Here is a 25,858-nt window from a genome sequence, read left to right on the forward strand (position 1 = left end):
AAGGCACAGCCCGTGCCCCATGTCGTGCAGTTCTCCGCCGTCCGCGAGGTCGAGCTGGTCGAGATCGAGGCCCAGCCTCTGACAGCCGGATCGGTCCGGATCGCCACCTGGTACTCCGGCATCTCGGCGGGGACGGAGCTGACCGCGTATCGCGGGACCAATCCATACCTCACCTCGACGTGGGATGCCGAGCGGCGGCTGTTCGTGCCTGGCGAGCCGAGCTTCGGCTACCCGGTCAGCGGCTGGGGCTACTCCGAGGTCGGTCAGGTCGTCGAGGTCGCGGATGACGTGACCGACGTGCGCGTCGGCGACGTGGTCCACGGCATCTGGGGTCACCGCAGCGACGCCGTCGTCCCGGCCGCGGCGGTCGTCGGGCGCATCGTGCCCGACGGCGTCGACCCGGTGCTCGGCACCTTCGCCCGCGTCGGCGCCATCGCGCTCAACGGCGTCCTCGCCGCCGACGTGCGGCTGGGCGAGCAGGTCGCGGTCTTCGGGCAGGGCGTCATCGGACTCCTCGCCACCCGGCTCGCGTCGCTCTCGGGCGGCCGGGTGATCGCCGTCGACACGCTGGCCGCCCGCCTCGCCATGGCCACGACGTTCGGGGCCGTCCACGCGGTGGATGCGCTGCAGGAAGGCGGCGCGGGGGAGAGGATCCGCGAGCTCACCGGCGGGGGCGCCGACAGCGCGATCGAGCTCTCCGGCACCGATCGGGCGCTGCACGAGGCCGTGCGTTCCGTCGTGACCGAGGGGCTGGTCGCGGCATCCGGCTTCTATCAGGGCGGGGCGTCGAACCTGCGCCTCGGCGAGGAGTTCCACCACAACCGCGTGCGCATCGTCGCGAGCCAGATCTCCGGCGTGCCGGTCTCGCTCGGGGGCCGCTGGAATCAGGCGCGGCTGGTGCGCACGGTCATGGGCCTCGTTTTCGCCGGCGACGTCGACGCGGGCGCGCTCGTGTCGGATGTCGTGCCGGCGGAGGATGTCGCCGGCGTGTTCGCGCGCCTGGATGCCGGTGACCCCGAGATCCTGCAGGCCGTGCTGCGGTTCGAGGCGGCACCGGAGCAGGTGCAGTGAGCTCCGAGATCCCCGACGACGCCGTCCCCTCGTACCGCCCGCCGTTTCCGGACCGCCGTCTCGGCGTCGGGCTCGTCGGCGCCGGGGCCATCGCGCGCTCCGCGCACCTGCCCGCCTATCGGGCCTGGGATGTGCCGGTGGTCGCCGTGACCTCTCGCACCCGGGCCGACGCCGAGGCGCTCGCCGCCGATTTCGGCATCGAGACCGTGCACGACTCGCTCGACACCCTGCTCGCCGATCCCCGCGTCGAGGTGGTCGACCTCGCGACGGGGCCGACGGGACGCCTCGAGCTCATCGCGGCGGCCGTCGCCGCAGGCAAGCATGTGCTCGCGCAGAAGCCCCTGGTCAGCGACCCATCCGAACTGCCGCGGCTCGCCGAGGTGCTCGACGAGGCCCGAGCGAAGGGCATCCGCGTCGCCGTCAACCAGAACGCGCGCTGGGCACCGGCCTGGCGACTCGCGACGCTGCTGATCCGCGAAGGGCGCATCGGCGATGTCGTCGGCGTCACCCACCTCCATGACAAGCCGCTGCCGCCGCTCGCGGGCACTCCGTTCGACGACGTGCCGCACATGCTGCTGAACGACTACCTCGTGCACTGGATCGACATCACCCGCTGCTGGCTCGAAGGCACGTCGGTCGTGGCCGTCGCGGCATCCGATCATCGCGTTCCCGCGCAGCCCGAGGAGGCGCGCAACCCGTGGGGAGCGCACCTGCGCGTCGACGTCTCGTCCGGCGCGAGCGCGTCGATCCGCATCGTCGGGAGCGCCGTGGCGTCAGCCGGGGGATGCCCGTTCTGGATCCACGGGACGGAGGGCACCCTGCGCGGCAGCGTGCTGCTCGGCTCCGACCGGCTCGCGCTCGACCGGGATGGCGAGAGCGTCGAGTTCGCGCTGGAGGGTCAGTGGTTCACCGACGGCTTCGCGGGTGCCATGGGCGAGCTGCAGTCGGCCGTCGCCGAAGACCGTGAACCGGAGAACGCCGCCGCGCACGTCGTGGCGACCGTGCGGACGACCATCGCGGCCGTCGAGTCGGCTGAGCGGGGCGGGATGCCGGTGCGACCGATCGACCTCGAACTGACGACAGCCCTTGATAGGAGTGGAGCAGCGTGACCGTCATCGATGAGATCCCGGTTGGGCCGGACGCCCGTGTGTACGCGGAGGGCTGGCAGAGCTGGAGCCCGACGACGTGGTCCGCTCGCGGGGAGGAGATCCACCGGCCGGCGGAGCCGTGGCAGCACGCCATGCGCTTCCGCCCTGGTACGCCGGTGGCAGAGGACGCCCTGCAGGGCGAGGGGTTGTTGGTCGTCGACCCCGGCGACGGGAGCGACGCACGCGTGTTCGGGACCCTCGACGCGAGCCGCGAGGTGCCGACCATCCGCGCGTCGTGGCGCGGCGATCGTGTGGCGGTGGAGACGGCTGGATCGGGCGAAGACGTTTCGTCACTTCGACTCGCTTCGCTCGCTCAGTACGGCGCTCGCTTCGCTCGCTCAACGACCGGAGAGGTCGCACTGGAATCGTTCGGAGACCGCTTCGGCGCAGCAGCCGGCGCCCGCTTCGGGTGGGCCGCGCCGCGCGTGTGGTGCACCTGGTACCAGTACTTCGAAGAGGTGCACGCGTCCGACGTCATCGAGAACGTGCGCGCGATCGACGCCGCGGGGCTCGACGTCGACGTGGTGCAGATCGACGACGGATGGAGCCTGGGAACCGGCGAGTGGACGGCGCCGAACCCGCGCTTCGGCTCGCTGCCCGCCGCGGTCGGCGCCATCCTCGACAGCGGCCGTCGCGCGGGCATCTGGGTGGCTCCCTTCTCGGTCGGCGCGACCTCGTCGGTCGCGCGCGAGCATCCGGACTGGGTGCTCGGCGACGCCGGACGCAACTGGGGCGACGACATGCGAGGACTCGACCTCACACACCCCGGCGTGCGCGATTACCTGACCCGCGTCTTCTCCGACATCCGCGATCTGGGCATCGACTACGTGAAGCTCGACTTCCTCTACTCCGGAGCGCTGCCCGGCAGCCGCCACGACGCGGATGCCACACCCATCTCGGCCTACCGCTCGGGTCTCGAGCTGATCCGCGAGGTGCTCGGCGACGACGCGTTCCTGCTCGGATGCGGCGCGCCGATCCTGCCCAGCGTCGGTCTCGTCGACGCGATGCGGGTCGCCGGCGACACGTTCCACGAGGGCGGCGAGGACGGCTCGCAGGGCCTGCGCGGACAGATGTCGGTCGAGGCGCGGGCATGGCAGCACGGGCGGTTCTGGACCAACGACCCCGACTGCCTGGTCGCCCGGCCCGAGTTCGCGCTGCGCGAGGAGTGGGCTGACGTGGTGCTCGCCGCCCCCGGCATCCGCGGCTTCTCGGATCGCATCGACGGTCTCGACGCGCGCGGGATGGAACTCGTCCGTCAGCTTCTGAAGGAGACATCGGCATGACCACGGAGAACGGTCTGCAGGACCGCCTCGCACCGCTCGTCGCACAGCTCTACCCGGATGCCGCGGCCGACGTGCTCGCCGCGCTCCTCAACCTGGCGGAGACCTGGCGCGCCCGCCTGGCCTCCCCGCGACAGGACGCGGATCATGTCGGACCGGATGAGCGCACCGCCTATCTCATCACCTATGGCGACTCGTTCCGCCGGCCGGGGGAGACGCCGCTGCACACGCTCGCCGGAGTGCTGCGCGACCACATCGGCGACGTCATCAGCGACGTGCATCTGCTGCCGATCTATCCGTGGACCTCGGACGACGGATTCGGCGTCGTCGACCACCGCCAGGTGAATCCGGCGCTCGGCACCTGGGACGACATCGCCGACCTCTGCGACGAGTACGCGCTCGCGCTGGACTTCGTCGCCAACCACATCTCCAGCTCGTCGCCGTGGTTCCAGTCCTGGCTCGCGCGGGACGAGCGGTACGACGGATACTTCCTCGATCCCTTCCCCGAGAACGGGCCCGGATTCGACGTCTCGCACGTCGTCCGCCCCCGCGTCACTCCGCTCGTGCACGAGTACGCGCGCCCCGACGGCACGACGGCGCGGGCGTGGACCACCTTCGGGCCCGACCAGATCGACGTCGACCCGAGCACGCCCGCCGTGCTCCTCGACCTCACCGACATCCTGCTCGGCTACCTCGCGCACGGCGCCACCACGGTGCGCCTCGACGCGATCGGCTACCTGTGGAAGCAGTCCGGCACCACCTGCATCCATCTGCCGCAGACGCACGACATCATCCGGATCTGGCGGATCCTCGTCGACGAGCTCGCGCCGGGCACCCTCCTCCTCACCGAGACGAACGTGCCGCACGCCGACAACATCACCTACTTCGGCGACGGCAGCGACGAAGCGCACATGGTCTACCAGTTCGCGCTGCCGCCCCTCGTGCTGCACGCCTTCGTGACAGGCCGGGCGACCGCACTGTCGGAGTGGGCGAGCGGCGTAGGACCCGTCAGCGACACCGCCACCTGGTTCAACTTCCTCGCGAGCCACGACGGCATCGGCCTGCGCCCCACCGAGGGGCTGCTGACGGATGCCGATCGCGCACTGCTCGTCGAGCGGACGCTCGCCCGCGGCGGACGGGTGTCGATGGCCAAGCGCCCCGACGGCAGCGAGGGGGTGTACGAGCTCAACACCAACTTCCTCGAGGCGCTGGTCGACCCGGCAGACCCGGATCCGGATTCCTCCGCGGTGCAGCGCGGACTCGCCGCCCACGCCATCCTGCTGTCCCTCGTCGGCGTCCCGGCGATCTATCACCACTCGCTGCTCGGGTCGCAGCAGGACCACCAGGGAGTGCAGGACAGCGACATCGCGCGGCGCATCAACCGCGAGGTGCTCGACGCCGACACCCTGCACGCCGAGCTGCAGGTGCCGGGGCGTCGATCCGGCATGCTGGATGGCGTCCGCGCGATGCTCGCGGTCAGACGGGGGACAGCGGCGTTCTCGCCGTTCGCCGCGCAGGAGATCGCGTTCCTCGACGATCGTGTGCTCGTGGTCCGTCGCGCGGCGGGAACCGATGATGAGGTCGTCGCGGTCGTGAACGTGAGCGACGAGGCGGTGTCGCTGGAGTCCCTGAGCGGCACGGACCTGCTGAGCGGGGTTCATCACGACGGACTCGTGCTGGCGCCGTTCGGCTACGTCTGGCTGGCCGCTCTGCCATCATCGAATCGAGACACCGGCGACCGCCTCTGACGGGGAGGCGACGACCACTCGGGACCTCAGAGAGGGCATCATGGCCGGGCAGACATCAGTCGAGCAGTCATCGGCATGGAAGCGGTTCTGGAACAGGGGCGGATTCTGGCGTGCGCTCCTGCTCGCCGCGGTCTACCTCGGCGTCTATGAGCTGATCGGCTTCCTGCTCGGGCTCGCCGTCCCCGAAGGGAGCGGTCTCCGCGCCGAGAAGGGGAGCGCCGGGGACGTGTTCTTCTCCACGGCGCTGCCCATCATCCTCACCAGCATCCTGCTCTTCGCGTTCGCGGCATCCGTGGGCTGGCTGAAGGAGCTGTTCGCGCGTCAGACTCTCGGCGGCCGCCGGTGGATGTGGATCGCCCTGATCGTCGTGCTCGTCATCAACGTCGGTGCGTTCCTCACCATCGACTACGCGAAGGCGGGGATCACCCTGGTCGGCACCTGGCTGCTGGCCGGGCTCTTCGTCGGCCTGGTCGAGGAGCTCGTCACCCGCGGGTTCGTGATCAACCTCATGCGCAAGGGGGGCCACCGCGAGATCGCCGTCGCCCTCGCCTCGGCGGGCATCTTCGCCGCCCTGCACTTCACGAACCTCTTCACGTCGGACCAGGGGCTGGGGACCACGCTCCTGCAGATCGTCTACACGTTCGCGTTCGGCATCTGCATGTACCTGATCCTGCGGGTGACGCGCACGCTGATCGCGCCGATGCTCGTGCATGCGAGCACCGATCCGTCGATCTTCCTCTTCGGCGCGTTCCCCACCAGCGGCAACCCGCTCGTCCTCCTGCCCGCGCTGAGCACGTACATCGTCATCGTCACGGGCTTCATCCTGCTGATCGTGCTCATCGTGAGCGAGCGGCGTCGGCGACGGGCAGAGGTCGCGGCTTCGGCGAGCTGATCGACTCTCGCCACCGAACGCGATCAGGAGCGGGCGATATCTGGGATGATCGACGACGCCGAGTGCTCGGCGACAAGGACGTGCTGCCGGGCGTCCGCCACGACGGACTCTCCCTCGGTCCGATCCGCCGAGTCGGCGTCGCGATCCGGCACGGCGAGCGGCAGCGCTGCACGACGGCGCAGATACTGCGCCTGGGCCCAGTCGATGGGCGTGCTCACGGCAGCACCACGCCCTTGCCGCCCACGACGTTCGCCTCCAGATCGCGGTGCGCCTGTGCGATGTCGTCCATGGCGTACGTCCTGCCGACGGGGATCCGCGCCTCGCCCGCGGCGACCGCGTCCAGGAACTCCTGCAGCACTCGCGGCGGCAGGTCTGCGGCTTCGCCGGAGTACGAGGTGAGCCGCACGCCGTTCGGCAGCCAGTCCATGGGGTAGAAGTCGGGGATGGTCCACTGGTCCGACAGCATCCCGGTGAAGCAGACGACGCCGCCCGAGCGGACGCTGCGCAGTGTGTCCCGCATCACGTTCACCCCGACGAGCTCCACGGCTCCGTCGACGCCGTCCGGGATGATGTCACGGACTCGTTCCGAGATGTCTCCGTCGTCGATCAGCACGTGGTCGACGCCGACGCTCTCCAGCAGCGGGCGGCGGCTTTCGCTGCGGGTCGTCGAGAGGACCTGCATCCCGCGCTGCTTCGCCAGGACCGCCAGCGCCAGGCCGACCGATGACGTGCCACCCCTGATCAGGAGACTGTCGCCGTCGCCCGCTCGCACGCCGATCGCCAGGGAGCCGTACGCGGTCTGGAGCATCTCGGGCACCGCGCCCACGACCTCCCACGGGAGCTCGCTCCGGAACGGGATGACCTGCGCTGCGGGCACCCGCACGAACTCGGCGTATCCGCCGTCGAACTCGCGACCCATGCCGCCCATCATGGTCATCACCTGCTGGCCCGGCAGGAACTGCCCTCCCGGAGCCTCCTCCACGACGCCGGTCGCCTCGATACCGGGGATCCGCGGAAAACTGCCGCTGTAGGCCAGGCCGTTTCGGAAGTGCAGCTCCGAGCGGTTGAGGCCGAAGGCCTTCACGCGGATGAGGACCTGATCGTTCGAGGCTCGCGGCCTCGGCACTGTGCGCACGGCAAGCACCTCGGGGCCTCCGGGAGCCTCCACCACGACGGCGCGCATCGACTCGTTCATCGGATCGCCTCCGCGGTGACGACCGGCGCACCGGAGAGCGATCGGTCGAGTCGGGCGAGGAGCGACGTGACCTCGGTGAGATCCTGCCCCGCGAGGTGGTCGGCGAGAGCATCCGCCAGCGCCTGTGTGCCACGAGTCAGAACGGTCTCCCCGGCGGCGGTCAGCGCGATCAGAGAGGAACGCCGATCGGTGGGATGCGGATGTCGCACCGCCAGCCCCTCGCGTTCCAGGCGATCGACGAGCTTGCTCGCCGCGCCCACGGTGATCCGCAGCTCGTCCCGGAGCTCCTGCACGCGGCCGGCCGGAGCGAATCGATCGACGACCCGCAGGGCTGAGAGGGTCGCGAGGCCGGGTGCTCCGGCGTGCCGCACGGCGTCATCGAGGTGGTTCCACAGGTTGGTCTCGTACCGGACGAGGGCGTCGAAGAAGTCCATGAAGGATGCAACGTGCGAGCCGCGTATATATTCCCAGGAATTGAATTCCTCGGAATCGGTCGTTGATCGGGCCGTGTTCGCCGCGACACGGTTGCTCGCGACCGATGACCGGGAGAGGCGGTGGGCGGGGAGTGGAGAGCCCCGCCCACCGGCCGCCCGATGAGGGGAGGGCGGCGCTTTCGCTTCCGCCCCGGGACCCCTCCCGAGACGGCTGCTCTTCCAGTGGACCAGAACCGCCTCCACGTATCTCCGAAAAGGTGTGAAACGTGGAGGCGGAGGACGGGCTCAGTCGTCGGTGTCGGTGCCGACGACCGCGAACTCGGCGGTGAAGTCGATGTCGATCGAACGGTTGTCCGTCGTGAGGACGGAGGCGTCGTAGGGGCTCACGTCGTCGCCGTCGACATCGAGGTCGGTGATCAACCCGTCGGCTTCGGCCAGCGCCGCGGAGACCAGCGAGCGGATCGCCTCGTCGTCGAGCACCAGCGTCGGGCCGGTGTCATCGCCGTCGGCGGCCTCGGTCGAGACGACGGTGGCCGCGAGCTTCTCGTCGACGCGGACCTCGGTCTCGTCGCCCGCCGCGGTGGTCAGCTGCACCTCCCACGCGCCGTCGCGCTTCGCGTCGATCGAGGTGACTTCGCCGTCGGCCGCTCCGCGCGCGGCATCCGCGATCTCGATGAGCTCATCGGCCGAATCCGTGCCGATCCCGGTGACGGGACCCTGGGCGGACGACGTCGATCCGCCGTCGTCATCGCGGTCGTCGGCGTCGTGGCGAGGGCCGTCCGATACCGAGGTCCGGTCGTCGTCGTCGTCGCCGATCTCGTCGCCGATCGCGGCGCCGACGGCGACGCCGCCTCCCACGAGCACCACGGCTGCCGCGATCCCGCCGCCGATCAGAAGGGCTCGGGTGCGTCGGGGCTTGGTCCCGACCGGAGCGGACGCGGCGGGCGGAGCCACCGGGTGCTGACCGGCGGCCGGAGCCTGAGGTGCGGCATCCGTCGTCGGGGTGACGGGCACGGTGGGCTGGTCGTCGCCGTGGCGGGGAGTCTGGTCGGGGGTGGGTGTCTTGTCGTCCATGTGACGATGCTCCCGCGCCGGCACTGAAGCCTTCCTGAAGCGTCCTGAAGACCTCTTCAGGAACCCGTCAGGAGCTCAGGGGAAGGGTGACGACGAACCGGGCGCCGCCCCAGCGGGAGTCGTCGACGACGACGGTCCCGCCTTCGGCTGCCGCGATGCCCCGGGCGATCGCGAGGCCGAGGCCGCTGCCACCGGCATCGCGGCTGCGGGCCTCGTCGAGCCGCACGAAGCGCTCGAAGATGCGCTCGCGCTCCTCTACCGGCACGCCGTCGCCGTCATCCTCGATCGTGACGAACACGTGCCGCTCCGCCGGCGTCACCCCGATCGCGAGCCGGCCGCGCGCGTGCCGGGCGCCGTTGTCCGCCAGGTTGCGCAGGAGCTGGCCGAGCAGGCGCGGGTCACCGGAGACGCGGGCGGCCTGGATGCCGGAGCCGTCGACCTCCTGCCCCGCCGCGCGCAGCCGACGCACCTCGCCGAGGGCGAGGTCGTCGAGATCGACCGGTTCGTCGTGCGGGGTGACGCCCTCGTCGAGGCGCGCGAGGAGCAGCAGCGATTCCACGATCCCCTGCAGCCGGATGCCCTCCTCGGACACGACCTCGGCCAGCTCGCCGATGCTCGTCACGCCCGGGTGCGCCTGCGCCAGCTCGGCATGCTGTCGGATCGTCGCGAGCGGGGAGCGCAGCTCGTGCGACGCGTCGGACACGAATCTCCGCTGCGCCGTCGCCGCGGCATCCAGCCGATCGAGCATGCCGTTCATGGTCGTCGCGAGCGCGGCGACCTCGTCGGCCGAGTCAGGCACCGCCACGCGCCGGTGGAGTCGCTCGGCCGTGATGCCTTCGACCTCCTGACGGATGCGCGTCACGGGTCGGAGCGCGCGACCGGTCACGAACCACGTGGTGCCCGCGACGAGCAGGAGCACGAGAGGCACCGCCACGGCCAGCAGCGTCGCGACCGTCGCCAGGGTCTCGGCGTCGTCCTCGACCGACACCGCGAGGACGATCGTCTGGTCGTCGTCGATGTCATCCGAGACGATGAGCATCGGCTCGCCGTCGACGGTCATCGTCTGCGCGTCGTCGGCGACCGGGAGGGGCGTCGACCCCAGTGCCTCGCGGGCATCCTCGCTGGCCGCTCGCACGGTGCCGTCCGCTCCGAGGATCTGCACGAACTCGTCGTCGAGGGTGTCGATGCCGGCGCCGTCGGACGCGCCCTCGCGATCGCCGAGCTGCTCGACGCGCTGCTGGGCCGCCTGCTCGGTGCTGCCGCGCACACTGCTGCTCAGCACGGCGTAGAACGAGACGGCTCCGATGACGAGGGCCACCGCGACGATCAGGGTGGCGCCGAGCGTCGTGCGGCCGCGCACGGAACGCCACCAGCGACCGGCCACCGAACGGTCAGCCACCGTCGGCCGCCAAACGGTATCCGGCACCGCGGATCGTCTCGATCGCCTCGCGCCCGAACGGCTTGTCGAGCTTGCGGCGCAGGTGACCGACGTACACCTCGACGATGTTCGGGTCGCCGTCGAAGTCGTCATCCCAGACGCCGTCGATCAGGGTCCGCTTGGTCACGACCTGGCCGCGGTGACGCATCAGGTACTCGAGCACCGAGAACTCTCGGGCGGTCAGGGTCACCGGCGTCTCGCCCCGCCAGACGCGGTGGGCGGCGGGGTCGAGGCGCAGGTCGCCGGCCTCCAGGATCGCCGGTCGGGCGACCGCGCCGCGACGCACGAGTGCCCGGATGCGTGCGACGAGGATCGCGAACGAGAACGGCTTGGTGACGTAGTCGTCGGCACCGGTCTCGAGCGCCTCGACCTGATCCCATTCGCCGTCCTTCGCGGTCAGCATGAGAACCGGCGTCCAGTTCTCCTCGGCGCGCAGCGCCTCGCACACCTTCCAGCCGCTCATCCCCGGCATCATCAGGTCGAGCACGATCGCGTCGTACCGGGTCTCGCGCGCCCGCCAGAGCCCGTCGACCCCGTTGTGCGCGACGTCGACCGCGAAGCCCTCGGCCTCGAGCCCGCGCCGCACGCCGTCGGCCAGGCGCACCTCGTCGTCGACCACCAGGATCCGCATTCCTCCAGTGTGGCGGTCCCACGCTGAATCGGGGCTGAAGCCGGGGCGAGGCGGTCTCACCGCGCGGTCGCGAAGTCCTGCCGGGTGAGGAGCTTCCCGTTCGGCAGCGGATGCTCGACCTGCGCCGTCAGCGACAGGCCGACCGCCGTCAGCGCAGCGGTGAGCCCGCCCGGGTCGACCTCCGAGGCGACCGATGCCAGTCCCGCGAAGGCCGCAGAGTAGCGGGTGCTGCTGACGAGCCCTGCCGTGCCGTTCTGCTGCGTCACGCACGAGAGGATGCCGATCCGCGCGGAGTTGGCGGCGACGAACGCGGCGAACTCCGGCAGCCCCACGTACTCGATGATGAGGTTGGCGAGCAGCAGATCGGTCGGTTCGATCGTGAGCGAGCGGTCGATCGAGCATTCCCGCAGCTGCATCCGCGCACCGAACGCCTCGCCGTACCTGGCGTGGCAGGCATCCAGATAGTCCGGGTTGATGTCGTACCCGGTGAGCGCATCGATCCGGGTCGGATCGACCTCGTCCAGGCCGTTGCCGCCGGCGATGCCCAGGATGCCGATCCGGCGGGACGGGTGATCGCGCAGCTGATCGGCCGTGATCCGGCGCAGCAGGTCCAGCTGCCCGACGGACTGATCGCTCATGTGCGACTCGTACACGTCGAGACGGATGTCGCGCCAGGGGTTCGCCTCCATCCGTCCACTCTAGGGACGTGCACGGTCAGATCTCGCCGAGGTGCTCCTGGATCTCGCGGATGACGGCGCCGAGCACCCCGGAGGCGAGCAGGCCGGGGCCGAGCGGGCCCGCCGTGTCCTCACCGAGGAGCGGCAGCCGGCGGAGTGCATCCGCCGCGTCGGGGGAGAGGCGATCGAGCTGCCAGGCCACCTCCCGGCCGCGCACCCCGGGGCTCTCGGGGTGCGCCAGTTCGACGGCCTTCGCCGCATAGGCCGCCGCCCCGAGCGCGTGGGCGCCCATGTGCGCGACCCCGGCGGCCTGGGCGGCGGCGCGCGCGGCGGCGACTCCCGCCGGCGTGCGCGCACTCGCCGCCGCACGCCCCGCGACGAAGCGGCGGCGGATCTCACCCGCGGCGTCGAGCTCGCCCCGGGCGTACGCCCGGGCTCGGGCGATGGCGTCGGCGGCGCGGTCGTCTTCCGGAGCCTCCGCCGCGAACAGCGGCATCACGTGCTCCGCGCAGTCGGCGGCCCAGGCGGCGACGATCCGCCGCTCGGCGTCGCTCAGCGACTGGGGAGAGGCTGTTCCGGCCATGCCGCCCTCACCGCGCCCGACGAGCCGTGCGCGACCGGGCCGCCTCGTGGGCGTCGCGGAGCAGGGCGAGCACGGCATCCGCTGTCTTCTCCGCCGGGTCGATCACGCAGACCCAGCCGGCGGTGCCGTAGAGCGGATGCCGCTGGAACACGTCGGCGTCGGTGGTGTGTGCCTCCGTCACGATGAGGGCGTCGGCGCGCTCCCGCCCGACATGGATGTTCACGCGGAACCGACCGGGGGTGCCGAGATCGGACGACGTGTCGTCGGGGTAGTCCTTCGTGATGATGGTCCCGTAGGGCTGCGTGCGCTCCGGCATCCGGCCGTCGGGGGCGTGGTAGAAGTACGCGTCGCCCCACGAGAGCTCGGGGAAGTCGCTTCCGATCTCGGGGGCGACGACCAGTGCGCCGTCGAACCCTCGGACGTTCTCGATGATCTGCTGCATCTTCATGCTTCAATGATGAGCTTGAAGTGCTTGTGTGGACTTCAACGCCAGAAAACAGGAGGATGCCGTGACCAACTCTCAAGTGGCTTCTCTCACGACGGCGCAGGTCGGACGGCTGCTCGGCTATTCGACGCAGCAGGTTCGCGACCTCGAGCGGCTCGGGGTGATCCCCTCTGCCGCCCGCGGAGCCAACGGGTACCGCCACTATCAGGAGAAGCACCTCGTGGCGCTCCGGGCCTATCGGGCGCTCGCCGCGGCCATCGGCCCGGTGCCGGCTCGGCAGCTGATGCCGGTGCTGATAGGCGGCACCGTGGAAGGCGCGGCCGCGCAGATCGACGACCTCCACGCGGCGCTGGCCGGTGAGCGCTCCCGCGTCCGCGAGGCGCTCCGCGGTCTGGACGTCGCCGTGCAGGATTCCACCGAGGTCTTCGGCGACGAGGATGCGATGACGATCGGCGAGCTCGCGCAGGCCCTCGACGTGCGCACCTCGGCCCTGCGCCACTGGGAGCGCGAGGGGATCCTCCATCCGCTGCGCACCGGTTCGTCCGGCTCCCGCTCCTACGGGTCGAGGGCGATCACCGAGGCCCGGGTCATCGCAGCGCTTCGCGCCGGCGGCTACGGCATCCCGCCGATCGCCCGCATCCTCGACCAGCTGCGCGGTCACGCGCTGACCGCCGACGCGCAGCGGATCCTCACCGACCGGCTCCTCGAGCTCACCCGCCGGAGCGTCGCCCTCCTCGCGGCCGCCGGCGCGCTTCACGACCTTCTCGACGCAGCCGCCGCGGGAGGGCTCCGACCTCAGGGAGCCACGGGGTAGTGGCTGGTGATCGCGATGCGGTTCCAGCTGTTGATCACGACGGTCAGCCAGGTCACCGCGGCGATCTGCTTCTCGGTCAGGATGCCGTCGACGTCGATGCCGCGATCATGAAGTCGACCGTGATCGCCGATCAGCGTCACCCGCTCGGCGATCTGCAGCGCCGCCTGCTCCTCGGGGGAGAAGTACTGCGACTCCCACCAGCCCGCGAGCACGGCGAGGCGATCGGCCGTCTCGCCGTGCTTCACGGCATCAGCCGAATGCATCCGCAGGCAGAACGCACAGCCGTTGAGCTGTGAGGCGCGCACCTTGACCAGTTCGACGAGCAGCGGCGACAGCCCGGCATCCGCTCCTGCCTCGGCGGCCTTCGCGGCGAACTCCAGCATCGCCTGGTACGGAGCCGAGTAGATCTTGCCGATGTTCACATGGGACACGTGGTCTCTCCTTGTTCCGGGCGCGTCTGCGCCCCCACCAGGATCGACGACGCAGCCCCGGGAGATGTGAGGCGCTTCGTGCGCTCCGGCATCCGTAGGCTGTACTCATGACCAAGAACATCTGGACCATCCTCGGCGTGATCCTGGCCGTCGTGATCGCCTGGTGGCTGGTGAGCGCCCTCTTCTCCGTGCTGTGGTTCATCGCCAAGCTGGCGATCGTCGCGGTGGTCGCCGTCGTGGTGTTCGTCGTGATCCGGAGCGTCTTCAGCCGCGCCGACGACTGAGCGCGCACCCGCGCCGTCGATCCGCCGTGACCATGACGGCCGCGATGACCACGGCGAGGACGTAGAACCAGGTCGCGAACTGGAAGACGGCGGCGTATGCGCCGGCATCTGCCTGCGCACCCGCGCTGGTCGTCGCGTTCGCTGCCGCAGCGGTGAAGACGACGGTCAGCAGCGCCAGGCCGATGGTTCCGCCGAGCTGGTGCGCCGTGTTGACGAGACCGGATGCCGCGCCGTTGTCCTCCGGTGCGACGCGCGTCATGCCGAACTCGGTCAGCAGGATGATCGCGATCCCCTGCCCGACGCCGAGGACGAGGAGCGGTGGCAGGATGCCGCTGAAGAACGGCGTGTCCGTGTCGATCGCGCTCAGCCACAGCATCCCGCCACCGGCCACCGCGAGCGAGACCAGGAGGAGAAGCGGCTTGCCGATCCGCGCGCTCAGCGGGCGCACGAGGTACACCATCGCGAAGAACATCAGTGTGAGCGGGACGTAGGAGAGTCCGGCGACCACTGCGCTGAAGCCCTGCACGTTCTGCAGGTACTGGCTCAGGAAGTAGAACGTCGAGAACATCGCGCCGACGATGAGGATCCGCACGAGGTAGGCGCCGGATCGGGTGACGTCGCGGAACAGCCCCAGCGGCGTGATCGGCTGGATCGCCCGGCGCTCGATGAGGACGAAGGCGACGAGGAGGGCGAATGCCGCACCGAGGGTGGCGATCGTGACGGGTGCCGTCCAGCCGGACTCAGCGGCGCTGACGAGACCGAAGACGAGTGCGGTCATGCCCGAGGTCACCGTGAGGGCGCCCGGCACGTCGACGCGGCCGGCGGCCCGCGGCGTCTCGGGCAGGAAGCGGGGGGCGAGCAGCAGCACCGCGATGCCGATCGGCACGTTGATGAGCATCCCCCAGCGCCACGACAGCAGATCGGTGAAGAGTCCGCCGACGATGATGCCGGCGCTGCCGCCGGCGCCGATGACCGCGCTGTAGATGCTGATCGCGCGCGTCCGCTCCTCCGGCTGCGGGAAGGACTGCACCAGGAGGGCGAGCGTGGCCGGGATGGCGAACGCGGAGGCGATGCCCTGGAGCACACGAGCGAGGATGAGGACATCGGCCGAAGGCGCGAGGCCCGCCATGAGGGAAGCGGCGGTGAACAGGCCGACGCCCGCAGCGAAGACCCGCCGCCGCCCGAGCAGGTCGCCCGTGCGCGCCCCGAGCAGCAGCAGGCCGCCGAAGGCGAGTGCGTAGGTGTTCTGCACCCAGGAAAGGGAGGTGTCGGTGAATCCGAGTTCGCGCTGGACGTGGGGGAGCGCCGTGGTCACGATCGAGGTGTCGAGCACCATCATGAGCTGGCAGCCCATGATGACGGCGAGGACGACGGTCCTGCGCCAGGCGGGAGGGGTGCCGACGGGGACGTCGACGGATGCGGTGGACATGGAGAACTCCTAAGTAACTGACTGGTTCGTTGCATAGCATCGCTCGTGTTACCGGCTTTGTCAACTAACTGGTTACTTGTTAGGATGGTGATCATGGTCAGGGACGCAGAGGCGACGAAGAAGCGCATCCTGGATGCCGCGGAGGAGGAGTTCGCCCGCTACGGCATCGCCGGCGCGCGTGTCGACCGCATCGCTGAGAACGCGCAGGCGAACAAGGCCATGCTCTACCGCTACTTCGACAGCAAGGACGGCCTGTTCGACGAGGTGTTCTCGCAGCGGGTGATCGCGGTCGGAGACGCCACCGCGTTCGATGCGGAGGATCTCCCCGGATACGCCGCTCGCTCTTTCGACCTGTACGAGCAGAACCCGAACACGCTCCGTCTGACGAACTGGCACATTCTCGAGCGCGGAGACGCGGCGCTCGATGTGCTGACGAAGGCGCACGCCGAGAAGCTCGCGCAGATCGAGCGCGCGCAGAGTTCAGGCCATCTGCCGACGGATCGCTCGCCGATCGAGCTGCTCACGGCGGTGCGTGCTCTCGCGATGGCGTGGCACACCCTCACGCCGGAGATGAATCGCGTGCCCCTTCCGGACGCCGCGCGTCGGCGCGAGGTCGTGGCCGAGAACGTCCGGGCGCTGCTCGCCTGATCGCCGCGAGGCTCACACTCATCCCCGGTGATTCGTCGGAGAGGTATGAGACGACTCCATATCCTCGCCCTCGCCCTCGCCTTCTCCGCCGCGCTCGGAGTGTTCGTCGGCGGCTGGGCGTACTTCGCGCCCCAGGGCTTCTACGACTCGTTCCCCGGCGCGCTCGGGTCGTGGGTGTCCGTCGACGGTCCCTTCAACGAGCATCTGATCCGTGACGTCGGCGCGATGTACCTGGCGCTCGCCGCGGCGAGCATCGGCGGCCTGCTCTGGCGCGATCAGGTCGTGTTCCGGGTACTCGGCATCGCCTGGACGGTTTTCGGAACGCTGCACTTCCTGTACCACGCGCTGCACCTCGACCACATGTCGCTCGAGTCGGCGACCGGCGAGATGGTCGCCCTGGGTGTGAGCCTCGTGCTCGGTGTCGTACTGCTGATCCCCGAGCGCGAGGCCCATAGGCCTAGGCGGTGACGCGCGACCCGATGCGGTACTTGGCCGCGCGGTGCGTGTCCTGCACCCGGTCGCCCTTGCCCTGCAGCTTGTGGCGCAGGGTCCCCGGCGTGTACTCCTCCGGGTAGGCGCCGCGGGCGCGGAGCACCGGGATGACATGCTCGATGACGTCCTGCCAGGTGCCGGGCGTGACCGCGTAGGCGAGGTTGAAGCCGTCGATGTCGGTCTCGTCGACCCAGGACTGCAGCTCGTCGGCGATCTCCTCGCCGGAGCCGACGACCGTGGGGCCGAGGCCGCCGATCGCGTTGTGCCGGCCGAAGTCTCCCACCGTCCACTCGCGTCCGAGATCCGCCTCTTCCTTCAGGTGCTGCAGCACCGACTGGATCGCGTTCGACTCGACGTTGCCGACGGGCTCGTCCTCGCGGTACTGCGACAGGTCGACGCCCATCCAGCCCGACATGAAGGTCAGCGCTCCCTCGGGGCTCGCGTAGGTGAGGTACTCGGCGTGCTTCGCGGTCGCCTCTTCGCTGGTCGCGCCGGTGATGACCGTGAGCAGCGTGTAGATGCGCGCGTCGTAGCGGTCGCGGCCGGCGGCTTCGAGGGCGTCGCGGATGCGCTTCACGGTTCCCGCGAGCACCTCCTTCGAAGGAGCGGCGACGAAGATGGCCTCGGCGTTCTCGGCTGCGAAGCGCACGCCGCGCGGGCTCGCGCCGGCCTGGTAGATCACGGGAGTGCGCTGCGGAGACGGCTCGGAGATGTGGATGCCGGGAACGCTGAAGTGCTTGCCCTCGTGCCCGATCGGATGCACCTTCGTGTGATCCGTGAAGATGCCGCGCTCGCGGTCCTCGACGACGGCGTCGTCCTCCCAGGAGCCCTCCCACAGCTTGTAGAGCACCTCGACGTACTCGTCGGCGTGGTCGTACCGGTCGTCGTGCGCGAGCTGATCCTCCTGGCCCATGTTCCGCGCGGCGCTGGGCAGGTAGCCGGTGACGACGTTCCAGCCGATGCGGCCCTGGGTGAGGTGGTCGAGCGTGCTCAGCCGGCGGGCGAACGGGTACGGGTGCTCGAAGGCGGTACCGGCCGTGATGCCGAAGCCCAGGTGCTCGGTGACGGCGGCCATCGCGCTCACGAGCAGGATCGGGTCGTTCACGGGCACCTGCGCGCCGTTGCGGATCGCGGCCTCATTCGTGCCGCCGTACACGTCGTAGGTGCCGAGCACGTCGGCGATGAAGATGCCGTCGAACGTCGCGCTCTCGAGCAGCTTCGCGAGATCCGTCCAGTAGCTGATCGTGTTGTACTGGCGCGAACGATCCTCCGGATGCCGCCACAGCCCGGACGACTGGTGGGCGACGCAGTTCATGTCGAAGGCGTTGAAGCGGATCTGACGAGTCATGGAGACCATGAAACGTCACCGGGCCTCAGTAATCCAGCCTCGGTGAAACGCGCGGACACACGGGAGCGGGGAGCCGGAACAGCGGACGACGCCCGCTGCCGGGGAGGCAGCGGGCGTCGTCGGCGGGGGCGGGTGATCAGGAGGAGACAGGCGCCGATGCGGTCGCGATCAGGTCGTCCATGAGCGAGCGGGCGTTGCCGTAGCCCTCCGCGATCGCGGCGTGCTGCATCGCGAGCAGCACGTAGTCGGCGTTCTCGGCGACCGCGAACTCCTTCTCGATGGTCGTCCAGGCGGGCAGCACCCAGGGCTTGTCGTTCGCGCGCGCCGCCGCGATCACACGGCGGAAGTCGTCGAAGTCGGCCTCGGTCTGCCGGTACGCGCCGCGGCCGCTCATGGCGGCCAGGTCGCCGGGGCCGATGAAGATGCCGTCGACGGTGGGCAGCGCCGCGATCGCCTCGACGTCGCGCAGGGCCCGCGGATCCTCGACCATCGGGAACACCTTGATGTCGCGGTCCTGCGCGGCGATCCACTCGTCCGAGTATCCGCGGTAGCTCATCGTGCGGCCGCCCGCGAGGCTTCGCGAGCCGAGCGGCGGGAACTTCGCGAAGTCGGTGACGAGCTTCGCGTGCTCGAGCCCTTCGATGTGGGGGATGATCACACCGTCTGAGCCGAAGTCGAGGGCCTGCTGGATCGCGCCGCGCTCGGGGACCAGCACCTTCGACAGCACCTCGAGCCCGAGGCTCTTGAGCAGCGGGATGAAGCGCTCAAGGATCGAGAGGTCGAACGAGCCGTGCTCGATGTCGAGCACCACGAAGTCGTATCCGAGACCGGCGACGATCTCGCCGATCGCGCTGCTGCCGTCCGACAGCCAGGCTCCCTGCTTGAGCGAATGAGACATGTTGTTCCTTTCTTTCGGTGCCGACGGCGTCAGGCCGAGGCGACCACGGTGAAGCGGCGGTTGGCGAGCGAGGGGTTCACGGAGCGCACCTGGGCGACGCGTTCGGGCGTGGCGTCGGCGACCGCGATGCCGCTGCTCTCGCCGATCTCGCCGAGCGTGATGCCCATGGGATCGACGATGATGCTGCCGCCGGTGCCGACGCCGGGTCCCTGCGACACCGCGGCCACATACAGGGTGTTCTCGATCGCGCGGGCGCGGGCGAGCGTGTTCCAGTGGTCCTCCTTGCGGGCGCCCGGCATCCACGCCGCGGGGTAGAGCAGCAGGTCGACGCCGGCGTCGGCGTGCTCGCGCGCGGCCTCGGGGAAGCGCAGGTCGTAGCAGGTCAGCATCCCGATCGTGACGTCGTCGATCGTGAACGTCACGGGGCCGTCGGTGTCGCCGGGGCGGATGTGCTCGGACTCGAGGAACCCGAACGCGTCGTACAGGTGGAGCTTGTGGTACACCCGGGAGAGGCCGTCATCCGGCGTCACCAGCACGAGCGTGTTGTATCCGCGCGACTCGTCGTCGATCGACTCGAGCATGCCCGCGACGATCGCGACTCCCGTGCGGCGAGCCAGTCCGGCCAGCGCCGTCACGAACGGACCATCCAGTGCCTCGCCCTGCTTCACGAACTCGGCGTCGAGGTTCGGGACGTCGAACATGGCGAACTCGGGGAACACCACCAGGCGTGCGCCGGCGGCGGCCGCCTCTTCCGTGAGACGGGTGATCTCCTCGAGGTTGGCGGACTTGTCGCCGCCCGAGACCATCTGGCCGATCGCGAACTTCATGATTCTCCTTTGATCGAGACGAGGCTCTCCGGATCGGAGAGCACGGTGATGCAGTGCTGCACGAAGGCGCGCCCGACCGAGTCGAGTCGGCGTTCGAACCACGAGATCGAGGTGGTGAGACCCACCGAGGGATTGACCAGCGTGCGGTACACGACGTTGTGCTGCGGGATGTCCGACAGCGATTTCGGGATGAAGCACACGCCCATGCCCGCCGACACCATGGCGGCCTGGTCGAGGTACGAGCCCATGACCTCGAGCGAGCGCGGGGAGAACCCGGCGCGCATGCACGCCGTCACGACGGCGTCGTAGCCGGTCGGGTTGGCGGTGCGCGGACCCTGGAGGATGCGCTCGTTGCGCAGCATCGCGAAATCCACCTCCTCCACGCCGGCGAGCGGATGGTCGTCGGGCAGGGCTACGAGGTAGTCCTCGGAGAACAGCGCGGCCGACGAGAGATCCTTGAGGTCGGGCTCGGTGAGCAGGATCGCGACGTCGATCGACCCCTGCTCGAGCTCGTCCACCAGCAGAGAGGTGGGGATGCTGCGCACCTGGACGGTCGCGGTCGGATGCGCGCGGATGAACTGCCGTACGGCTCCCGCAGGGGAGCTGAACATCATCGCCGGGACGATCCCGACCCGCACCCGCCCGAACTCATGACTGCGCTGATCGTCGAGCAGCTGCGTGATGTGCTGCATGGCCTCGAGCACGCGCCGGCACCGGTAGTAGAACTCGCGTCCGGCCTCGGTGGGCGTGATGGGCCGTGTGGAGCGGTCGATCAACGCGACGCCCACGTCCTTCTCCAGCCGTGAGATCTGCTGCGAGAGTGCGGGCGCGGTGATGAAGAGGCTGTCGGCGGCCTGCTTGAAACCGCCGGCGTCGACCAGCGTGACGAACAGCTCGAGGCGTCGCGTCTCCATGTCTAGGCCCCCCTCAGTGCGTGCCGCTCGGCGCGACGCACCCTCTGGATCTCGGGATCGGGAACCGGCGCCGCCGCGATCAGACGCTTGGTGTACTCATCGACCGGATGGTGCAGCACGTCCTCCGTGGGGCCTTCCTCGATCACGTCGCCATGACGCAGGACCACGACGCGGTTCGACAGGGTCTCGACCACCGAGAGGTCGTGGCTGATGAACAGACACGAGAACCCGAGTTCGCGCTGGAGCGCGAGGAACAGGTCCAGCACCTGCGCCTGCACCGACACGTCGAGCGCCGAGGTCGGTTCGTCGGCGATCATGAGCACGGGGTCGGTCGCGATGGCTCGGGCGATGCCGATGCGCTGACGTTGACCGCCCGAGAGCTCGTGCGGGTAGCGGTCGCACCAGTCGGGGTTCAGCTGCACCTGCTCCAGCAGCTCCTTCGCGCGGGTGCGGCGTGCGCGGGGATCCCGGACGAGTCCCTGCCACAGAAGCGGGTCGGAGATCGCCTGCCCGATCGTGCGCCGAGGGTTGAGCGACGACGCCGGGTCCTGGAACACCATCGTCACGTGGCGGCGCAGCTGACGCAGCGCCCGCCCCGGGCGACCGGTGATGCGTTCGCCGCGGACCTCGAGCAGGCCCTCGGTCACGGGCAGCAGCCCGATCGCCGCCTTGCCGATCGTGGACTTGCCAGAGCCCGACTCGCCGACGAGACCGACGATCTCGCCGCGTGCGACCTTCAGATCGATGCCGTTGATGGCCTGGAACCCGGGCCGCCGCCAGCGTCCGGGATAGCGGATGACGGCATCCTGCAGGCGCAGCACGGTCTCGGGCAACGGGGTGGCGGCGGTCACGCCGTCGATGCGCAGCTTGTTCCTCGCCGCCGACAGGAAGTCGTCCGCCTTGCCCAGGTGCGGCACGGCCGCGAGCAGCGCCTGCGTGTACGGCTCCTTCGGGTGGCGGAAGAGCTCCGCCGACGGGGCGCTCTCCACGACCCGGCCGTCCTTCATCACGACGACCTGATCGGCCACATCCGCCACGACGCCCATGTCGTGCGTGATGATCAGCACGGCCATGCCCATCCGCTCCTGGATCTCGGCGATCAGGTCCAGGATCTCGGCCTGCACCGTGACGTCGAGCGCCGTGGTCGGCTCGTCCGCGATGAGCAGGTCAGGCTCCGAGGAGATCGCCATCGCGATCATCGCCCGCTGGCGCTGGCCGCCGGAGAGCTGGTGGGGATAGTGATCGACCTTCTCCTCGGGCGAGGGCATGTGCACGTCGCGCAGCAGCTGCACGGCGCGCGCACGCACCGTCTTGGCGTCGAGGTCATGGTGGCTCGTGAGCGCCTCGGCCAGCTGGTGCCCGATCGTGTAGACGGGATTCAGCGCCGTCATCGGCTCCTGGAAGATGGTCGCGATGCGGGCGCCCCGCAGCGGGCGCAGCCCCTTGTCGCGCATCGGCACCAGGTCGATGCCGTCGAACAGGATGCGTCCGCTGCGCCGCGCGTTCGGGGGGAGCAGATCGAGGATCGACATCGCGGTGACGGATTTGCCCGAGCCCGACTCGCCGACGAGCGCGAGGGTCTGGCGCCGGTCGACGCTGAACGACACGTCGTAGGTGACCTGACGCGGCCCATCGGGGGTGGCGAACTCGACGGACAGCCCGTCGACCTGCAGCAGCGGTTCGGTCATGAGCGCTTCTTCGCTTTCGGGTCGAGGAGGTCCCGCAGTGCGTCGCCGAGGATGCCGAAGGCGAGGATCGTCAGCACGATCACGGCTCCGGGCACGAGCAGCACATGCGGATCGGTGGTGAGGTAGCGCTGGCCCTGCGCGACCATGGAGCCCCAGGACGGGGTGGGCGGCACGACGCCGAGGCCCAGGTAGCTGAGCCCGGACTCCATCAGGATCGCCGCAGCCATCGTGAGCGAGAACTGGACGATGATCGGCGCGGAGACGTTCGCGAGCACGGTGCGGAACAGGATCACGATCGTCGGAGCGCCGAACGTGCGCGCTGCGTCCACGTACTCCTCGCGCTTGGTGGAGAGCACCTGCCCGTAGGTGATGCGGGCGAAGATGGGCGCGAAGAGCACCCCGATCGCGATGATGAGCGTGACCGGCCCTGGGCCGTACAGCGTCACGGCCAGCAGGGCGAGCACGATCGGCGGGAACGCGAGGATCACGTCGACCACGAGCCGCATGGTCACGATCTCGGTGAGCCCGTTGAAGTAGCCGCCGAGCAGTCCCAGCAGGGTTCCGAGGACGGTCGCGAGCAGAGTCGCTCCGAGGGCGATGAACAGCTCCACCTGAGCGCCGAACATGATGCGGGAGAGGATGTCGCGGCCGAGCTCGTCGGTGCCCAGCAGGTGACCGGGGCTGAACAGCGGCTGCAGTCGCAGGGCGACGTTCTGCGCGATGGGGTCGTACGGCGCGAGCAGCGGGGCGAACGCCATCAGGATGAGGATGACCAGGAGGTAGATCACCATGACCGTCCGCAGAGGCGTGATCGCCTGGCGGACGCGGGGGCTGAGTTTCATGCTCGCCTCACTCGGGGGTCGAGGATTCCGTAGGTGATGTCGACGACGATGTTGATCGCGATGAACAGCATCGCGATCACGATCACGACGCCCTGTACGACCGGGTAGTCGCGCGTCGTGACGCCGTCGACGAGCAGGCTCGACAGGCCGGGGTAGTTGAACACCCTCTCGACGAGGACAGTCGATCCGAGCAGTGTGCCGAAGCCGATGCCGACCACGGTCACCACGGGGGTCAGCGAGTTGCGCAGCACGTGCCGGCGGAACACCGTGAACGGCGCCAGCCCGATCGACTTCGCGGTGCGCACCCAGTCCTGGGACTGCACCTCGAGGACGGCCGACCGTGTCATGCGCGCGATCTGCGCCGCGAAGCCGACTGCCAGCGACACCGCGGGCAGGGTGAGGCTCGTGATCGATCCGAGGAAGTCCTTCGACGGATCGACGTAGCCGCCGGCGGGGAACAGTCCGAGCGTGATCGAGAACACCAGGATCAGCACCGCGCCGAACACGAACACCGGAAGGGCGACGCCGATGGAGCTCAGGGCGGTGACGAGGGTGTCGACCCAGCCGCCGCGTCGGGCGGCGATCGCGCCCATCGCGACGCCGAAGACGATCGACAGCAGTGTGGCGAACACCACGAGGTTCAGCGTGCGGGGGAGGCGGGCGCCGATCGCCTCGAGCACGGGCTGCGAGGTGCGGAACGATTCGCCGAGGTCTCCGGTGAAGACGCCGCTGAGGAACGAGAGGTACTGCGTGAGCAGCGGCTGGTCGAGGCCGAGCTGCTCGCGGAGCGCGGCGACGGCTTCCGGGCTGGGCGCCCCGCCGTCACCGGTGCTCAGCAGCAGCACGGCGGGGTCGCCCGGGACGAGTTGGAGTGCGGAGAAGATGAGGGTGAGGACCAGCAGGACCAGTCCCACCCCCATCGCCAGCCGCTTCGCGATGAAGAGGAGCACGGGTCCTACTTCACCGAGGCGTGCGCCAGGTTGAGCGAGCTGTAGAAGACCAGGAAGCCGGGCAGGGTCTGGAATCCGCTCACCTTGTCGTTGTAGGCGTACGCCTGCTCACGGGTGTTGATCGAGGCGAACGGCACGTCCTCGGCCCAGATGTCGGCGATCTCCTGGTAGATCTCCTTCTTGGCGGCGTCGTCGTCGGCGGCACGCAGACCGTCTTCGATCAGGCCCCGCAGCGTGTCGTTGGAGTAGCCCCAGCCGACGTTGAAGTTGCGGCTGTCGACCACCCAGTTGAGCAGGTACGACGGGTCGGTGATCACACCGGCATCGCCCGAGACGGCGAGGTCGTACTCGCCGGCGTTGCCCTTGCTGACGCGGGTGGACCAGTCGGGGGCGTCGAGTGTCACGTCGATGCCGATCGCGCGGAGGTCCTCCTGCACCGACAGGGCGTTGTCCTGCAGGAACGTGTACTGCGAGGTCGAGAGCAGGGTGGCCGCGAAGCCGTCGGGGTACCCGGCCTCGGCGAGCAGCTCCTTGGCCTTCTTCGGGTCGTAGCTCCACAGCTCGGCGGCAGACGGGTCGTATGCGGGGTCGTCCTCGGGGATCACGATGCCGTCCAGCGGGGCGCCGTTGCTCTGGAACGCGGCGAGCACGGCGTTCTCGCGATTGAGCGCGTAGGCCACGGCCTGGCGCACCTTCGGATCGGCGAACGGGCCCTCCGTCACGTTGAACTGCACGTACTGGAACGGACCCTGCTGCGCGTCGACCGTGAGTCCAGCATCCGCCACCCGCTGGAAGTTCTCCCACGGGACGTACTCGATCATGTCGACGTCGCCGCTGAGCAGCGCGTTGGTGCGCGCCTCGCCGTCGGGGTAGAACTTCACCTCGATGCTGTCGAGCGCGACATCGTCGGCGTCGTAGAAGTCCTCGTTCTTCTCGACGGTGAGGCCGATGCCCTCTTGCAGGTCGGTCATCTCGAAGGGCCCGGCGCCCACCCAGTTGGGGGTGTCGGCGTTGAGCGACGTGTCGGGCACGATCGCGGCGAACGGCAGGGCGAGGTACTGCAGGAACGCCGTGTTCGGCTGGGCGAGGGTGATCGTGACGGTGTCGTCGGCGACCGTGATCTCGGTGACGTCCTTGAGGCCGGCGGCGAGCTGCGATCCGTTGGCGGGATCGCGGTAGTAGTCCAGCGAGTTCTTCACGTTCTCGGCGGTGAGCGGGGTGTCGTCATGGAACGTGAGATCGGGGCGGATGGTGAACACGTAGCTCGTCGGATCCGTGGTGTCGACCGACTCCGCGATACCGGGAACCACGGCTCCCGCCTCGTCGTAGGTCATCAGACCGCGGTGCACCATCGTGAGCAGCTGGTTGACCGCACCGCCCTGCTGCATGCCGGTGATCGGGGTGGCCGGTTCGGCGGAGAGGCCGAAGGTCAGCGTCTGCGGACCATCCGAACCGTCGGCGTCGCCGGAGTCGGACGAGCCTCCACACCCGGCGAGGACGAGGATCGAGGCGGCGCCGAAGGCGACGGCACCGATCCAGCGGTGAGCAGTCCGGCGGTCGTGTCGGGCGGGACGCGGTGAAATGGGCATGACAGAGTCCTTCCATGGTGGCGGGCACCATCGATCGAGATGTCACGAAACACGGAGTGTCACCATCGACGGCTCCGTTGCTCGTCGG

28 protein-coding genes are annotated in these 25,858 nt (G+C 69.6%); 9 read left to right on the top strand and 19 right to left on the bottom strand.

Going from position 1 to position 25,858, the window contains the following annotated elements; translation table 11 throughout:
- The first annotated feature begins 12 nt into the window (after positions 1–12).
- The 5 genes from LBN7_RS10195 to LBN7_RS10215 are packed head-to-tail and all read left to right on the top strand — an operon-like array spanning position 13 to position 6,139.
- The gene (locus LBN7_RS10195) at positions 13–1,071 is read left to right on the top strand and encodes a zinc-binding alcohol dehydrogenase (protein ID WP_407359553.1); all 1,059 of its coding nucleotides are present in this window, start codon (positions 13–15) and stop codon (positions 1,069–1,071) included.
- The gene (locus tag LBN7_RS10200) at positions 1,068–2,180 is read left to right on the top strand and encodes a Gfo/Idh/MocA family protein (RefSeq protein WP_407359554.1); all 1,113 of its coding nucleotides are present in this window, start codon (positions 1,068–1,070) and stop codon (positions 2,178–2,180) included. The genes LBN7_RS10195 and LBN7_RS10200 overlap by 4 nt, the downstream gene beginning before the upstream one ends.
- The gene (locus tag LBN7_RS10205; protein WP_407359555.1) at positions 2,177–3,502 is read left to right on the top strand and encodes a glycoside hydrolase family 36 protein; all 1,326 of its coding nucleotides are present in this window, start codon (positions 2,177–2,179) and stop codon (positions 3,500–3,502) included. Before LBN7_RS10200 ends, LBN7_RS10205 begins: the two co-directional genes overlap by 4 nt.
- Positions 3,499–5,247, top strand: coding sequence for a sugar phosphorylase (locus tag LBN7_RS10210; protein WP_407359556.1), 1,749 nt, complete (start codon positions 3,499–3,501; stop codon positions 5,245–5,247). Before LBN7_RS10205 ends, LBN7_RS10210 begins: the two co-directional genes overlap by 4 nt.
- 40 nt (positions 5,248–5,287) lie before the next feature.
- Positions 5,288–6,139 (top strand): CPBP family intramembrane glutamic endopeptidase, encoded by an 852-nt coding sequence (locus LBN7_RS10215; RefSeq protein WP_407359557.1) that lies wholly within the window; start codon positions 5,288–5,290, stop codon positions 6,137–6,139.
- A gap of 23 nt (positions 6,140–6,162) precedes the next feature.
- On the opposite strand, the gene LBN7_RS10220 is transcribed toward LBN7_RS10215, so the two are convergent.
- From LBN7_RS10220 to LBN7_RS10260, 9 genes are all read right to left on the bottom strand, one after another.
- The gene (locus LBN7_RS10220) at positions 6,163–6,357 is read right to left on the bottom strand and encodes a hypothetical protein (RefSeq protein ID WP_407359558.1); all 195 of its coding nucleotides are present in this window, start codon (positions 6,355–6,357) and stop codon (positions 6,163–6,165) included.
- Entirely contained in the window at positions 6,354–7,334 is a 981-nt protein-coding gene (locus tag LBN7_RS10225; RefSeq protein WP_407359559.1) for a zinc-binding alcohol dehydrogenase family protein, read from the bottom strand. The genes LBN7_RS10220 and LBN7_RS10225 overlap by 4 nt, the downstream gene beginning before the upstream one ends.
- Entirely contained in the window at positions 7,331–7,768 is a 438-nt protein-coding gene (locus tag LBN7_RS10230; RefSeq protein WP_407359560.1) for a MarR family winged helix-turn-helix transcriptional regulator, read from the bottom strand. The genes LBN7_RS10225 and LBN7_RS10230 overlap by 4 nt, the downstream gene beginning before the upstream one ends.
- A gap of 285 nt (positions 7,769–8,053) precedes the next feature.
- Positions 8,054–8,842, bottom strand: coding sequence for a hypothetical protein (locus LBN7_RS10235; RefSeq protein WP_407359561.1), 789 nt, complete (start codon positions 8,840–8,842; stop codon positions 8,054–8,056).
- A gap of 67 nt (positions 8,843–8,909) precedes the next feature.
- A complete protein-coding gene (locus tag LBN7_RS10240) occupies positions 8,910–10,241 on the bottom strand; it encodes a sensor histidine kinase (RefSeq protein ID WP_407359562.1) in 1,332 nt (443 codons plus the stop codon).
- Complete coding sequence (locus LBN7_RS10245; RefSeq protein WP_407359563.1) at positions 10,234–10,911, bottom strand: response regulator transcription factor; 678 nt, start codon at positions 10,909–10,911, stop codon at positions 10,234–10,236. The genes LBN7_RS10240 and LBN7_RS10245 overlap by 8 nt, the downstream gene beginning before the upstream one ends.
- 56 nt (positions 10,912–10,967) lie before the next feature.
- On the bottom strand, positions 10,968–11,600 hold the full coding sequence (locus tag LBN7_RS10250) for a hypothetical protein (protein ID WP_407359564.1): 633 nt from the start codon (positions 11,598–11,600) through the stop codon (positions 10,968–10,970).
- A 25-nt stretch (positions 11,601–11,625) separates the two neighbouring features.
- On the bottom strand, positions 11,626–12,171 hold the full coding sequence (locus LBN7_RS10255) for a putative immunity protein (protein ID WP_407359565.1): 546 nt from the start codon (positions 12,169–12,171) through the stop codon (positions 11,626–11,628).
- 7 nt (positions 12,172–12,178) lie between these two features.
- Entirely contained in the window at positions 12,179–12,619 is a 441-nt protein-coding gene (locus LBN7_RS10260) for a DUF6194 family protein (RefSeq protein ID WP_407359566.1), read from the bottom strand.
- Positions 12,620–12,680: 61 nt separating this feature from the next.
- Between LBN7_RS10260 and LBN7_RS10265 the strand changes: the two genes are divergently transcribed.
- Positions 12,681–13,430 (top strand): MerR family transcriptional regulator, encoded by a 750-nt coding sequence (locus LBN7_RS10265; RefSeq protein WP_407359567.1) that lies wholly within the window; start codon positions 12,681–12,683, stop codon positions 13,428–13,430.
- Here LBN7_RS10265 and LBN7_RS10270 read toward each other — a convergent pair.
- Complete coding sequence (locus LBN7_RS10270; protein WP_341947063.1) at positions 13,412–13,861, bottom strand: carboxymuconolactone decarboxylase family protein; 450 nt, start codon at positions 13,859–13,861, stop codon at positions 13,412–13,414. The two genes, LBN7_RS10265 and LBN7_RS10270, sit on opposite strands and share 19 nt — an antisense overlap.
- A 107-nt stretch (positions 13,862–13,968) precedes the next feature.
- On the opposite strand from LBN7_RS10270, the gene LBN7_RS10275 reads away from it, so the two are divergent.
- Entirely contained in the window at positions 13,969–14,145 is a 177-nt protein-coding gene (locus LBN7_RS10275; RefSeq protein WP_165807961.1) for a hypothetical protein, read from the top strand.
- Here LBN7_RS10275 and LBN7_RS10280 read toward each other — a convergent pair.
- Entirely contained in the window at positions 14,126–15,574 is a 1,449-nt protein-coding gene (locus LBN7_RS10280) for an MFS transporter (RefSeq protein WP_407359568.1), read from the bottom strand. The genes LBN7_RS10275 and LBN7_RS10280 overlap by 20 nt on opposite strands.
- Positions 15,575–15,667: 93 nt before the next feature.
- Between LBN7_RS10280 and LBN7_RS10285 the strand changes: the two genes are divergently transcribed.
- Both LBN7_RS10285 and LBN7_RS10290 read left to right on the top strand, forming a co-directional pair.
- On the top strand, positions 15,668–16,222 hold the full coding sequence (locus LBN7_RS10285) for a TetR family transcriptional regulator (RefSeq protein ID WP_407359569.1): 555 nt from the start codon (positions 15,668–15,670) through the stop codon (positions 16,220–16,222).
- Between the two features lie 45 nt (positions 16,223–16,267).
- Positions 16,268–16,690: a hypothetical protein gene (locus LBN7_RS10290; RefSeq protein ID WP_407359570.1), complete on the top strand. Its 423-nt coding sequence runs from the start codon at positions 16,268–16,270 to the stop codon at positions 16,688–16,690.
- On the opposite strand, the gene LBN7_RS10295 is transcribed toward LBN7_RS10290, so the two are convergent.
- From LBN7_RS10295 to LBN7_RS10330, 8 genes are all read right to left on the bottom strand, one after another.
- Positions 16,680–18,062, bottom strand: a complete 1,383-nt coding sequence (locus LBN7_RS10295; protein ID WP_116633985.1) for an LLM class flavin-dependent oxidoreductase — start codon at positions 18,060–18,062, stop codon at positions 16,680–16,682. The two genes, LBN7_RS10290 and LBN7_RS10295, sit on opposite strands and share 11 nt — an antisense overlap.
- Before the next feature lie 136 nt (positions 18,063–18,198).
- The gene (locus tag LBN7_RS10300) at positions 18,199–18,960 is read right to left on the bottom strand and encodes an HpcH/HpaI aldolase family protein (RefSeq protein ID WP_407359571.1); all 762 of its coding nucleotides are present in this window, start codon (positions 18,958–18,960) and stop codon (positions 18,199–18,201) included.
- A 29-nt stretch (positions 18,961–18,989) separates the two neighbouring features.
- Positions 18,990–19,787: a carbon-nitrogen hydrolase family protein gene (locus LBN7_RS10305; RefSeq protein ID WP_407359572.1), complete on the bottom strand. Its 798-nt coding sequence runs from the start codon at positions 19,785–19,787 to the stop codon at positions 18,990–18,992.
- The gene (locus LBN7_RS10310; RefSeq protein ID WP_116633450.1) at positions 19,784–20,701 is read right to left on the bottom strand and encodes a LysR family transcriptional regulator; all 918 of its coding nucleotides are present in this window, start codon (positions 20,699–20,701) and stop codon (positions 19,784–19,786) included. The genes LBN7_RS10305 and LBN7_RS10310 overlap by 4 nt, the downstream gene beginning before the upstream one ends.
- Positions 20,702–20,703: 2 nt before the next feature.
- Complete coding sequence (locus tag LBN7_RS10315) at positions 20,704–22,389, bottom strand: ABC transporter ATP-binding protein (RefSeq protein WP_407359573.1); 1,686 nt, start codon at positions 22,387–22,389, stop codon at positions 20,704–20,706.
- The gene (locus tag LBN7_RS10320) at positions 22,386–23,231 is read right to left on the bottom strand and encodes an ABC transporter permease (protein ID WP_116633452.1); all 846 of its coding nucleotides are present in this window, start codon (positions 23,229–23,231) and stop codon (positions 22,386–22,388) included. The genes LBN7_RS10315 and LBN7_RS10320 overlap by 4 nt, the downstream gene beginning before the upstream one ends.
- Positions 23,228–24,181, bottom strand: coding sequence for an ABC transporter permease (locus LBN7_RS10325; protein ID WP_341947074.1), 954 nt, complete (start codon positions 24,179–24,181; stop codon positions 23,228–23,230). The genes LBN7_RS10320 and LBN7_RS10325 overlap by 4 nt, the downstream gene beginning before the upstream one ends.
- A 5-nt stretch (positions 24,182–24,186) precedes the next feature.
- Positions 24,187–25,770, bottom strand: a complete 1,584-nt coding sequence (locus tag LBN7_RS10330; RefSeq protein WP_407359574.1) for an ABC transporter substrate-binding protein — start codon at positions 25,768–25,770, stop codon at positions 24,187–24,189.
- Positions 25,771–25,858: the final 88 nt, after the last annotated feature.

The sequence above is a fragment of the Microbacterium sp. LBN7 genome (genome assembly GCF_045690345.1).
Lineage (GTDB): Bacteria > Actinomycetota > Actinomycetes > Actinomycetales > Microbacteriaceae > Microbacterium.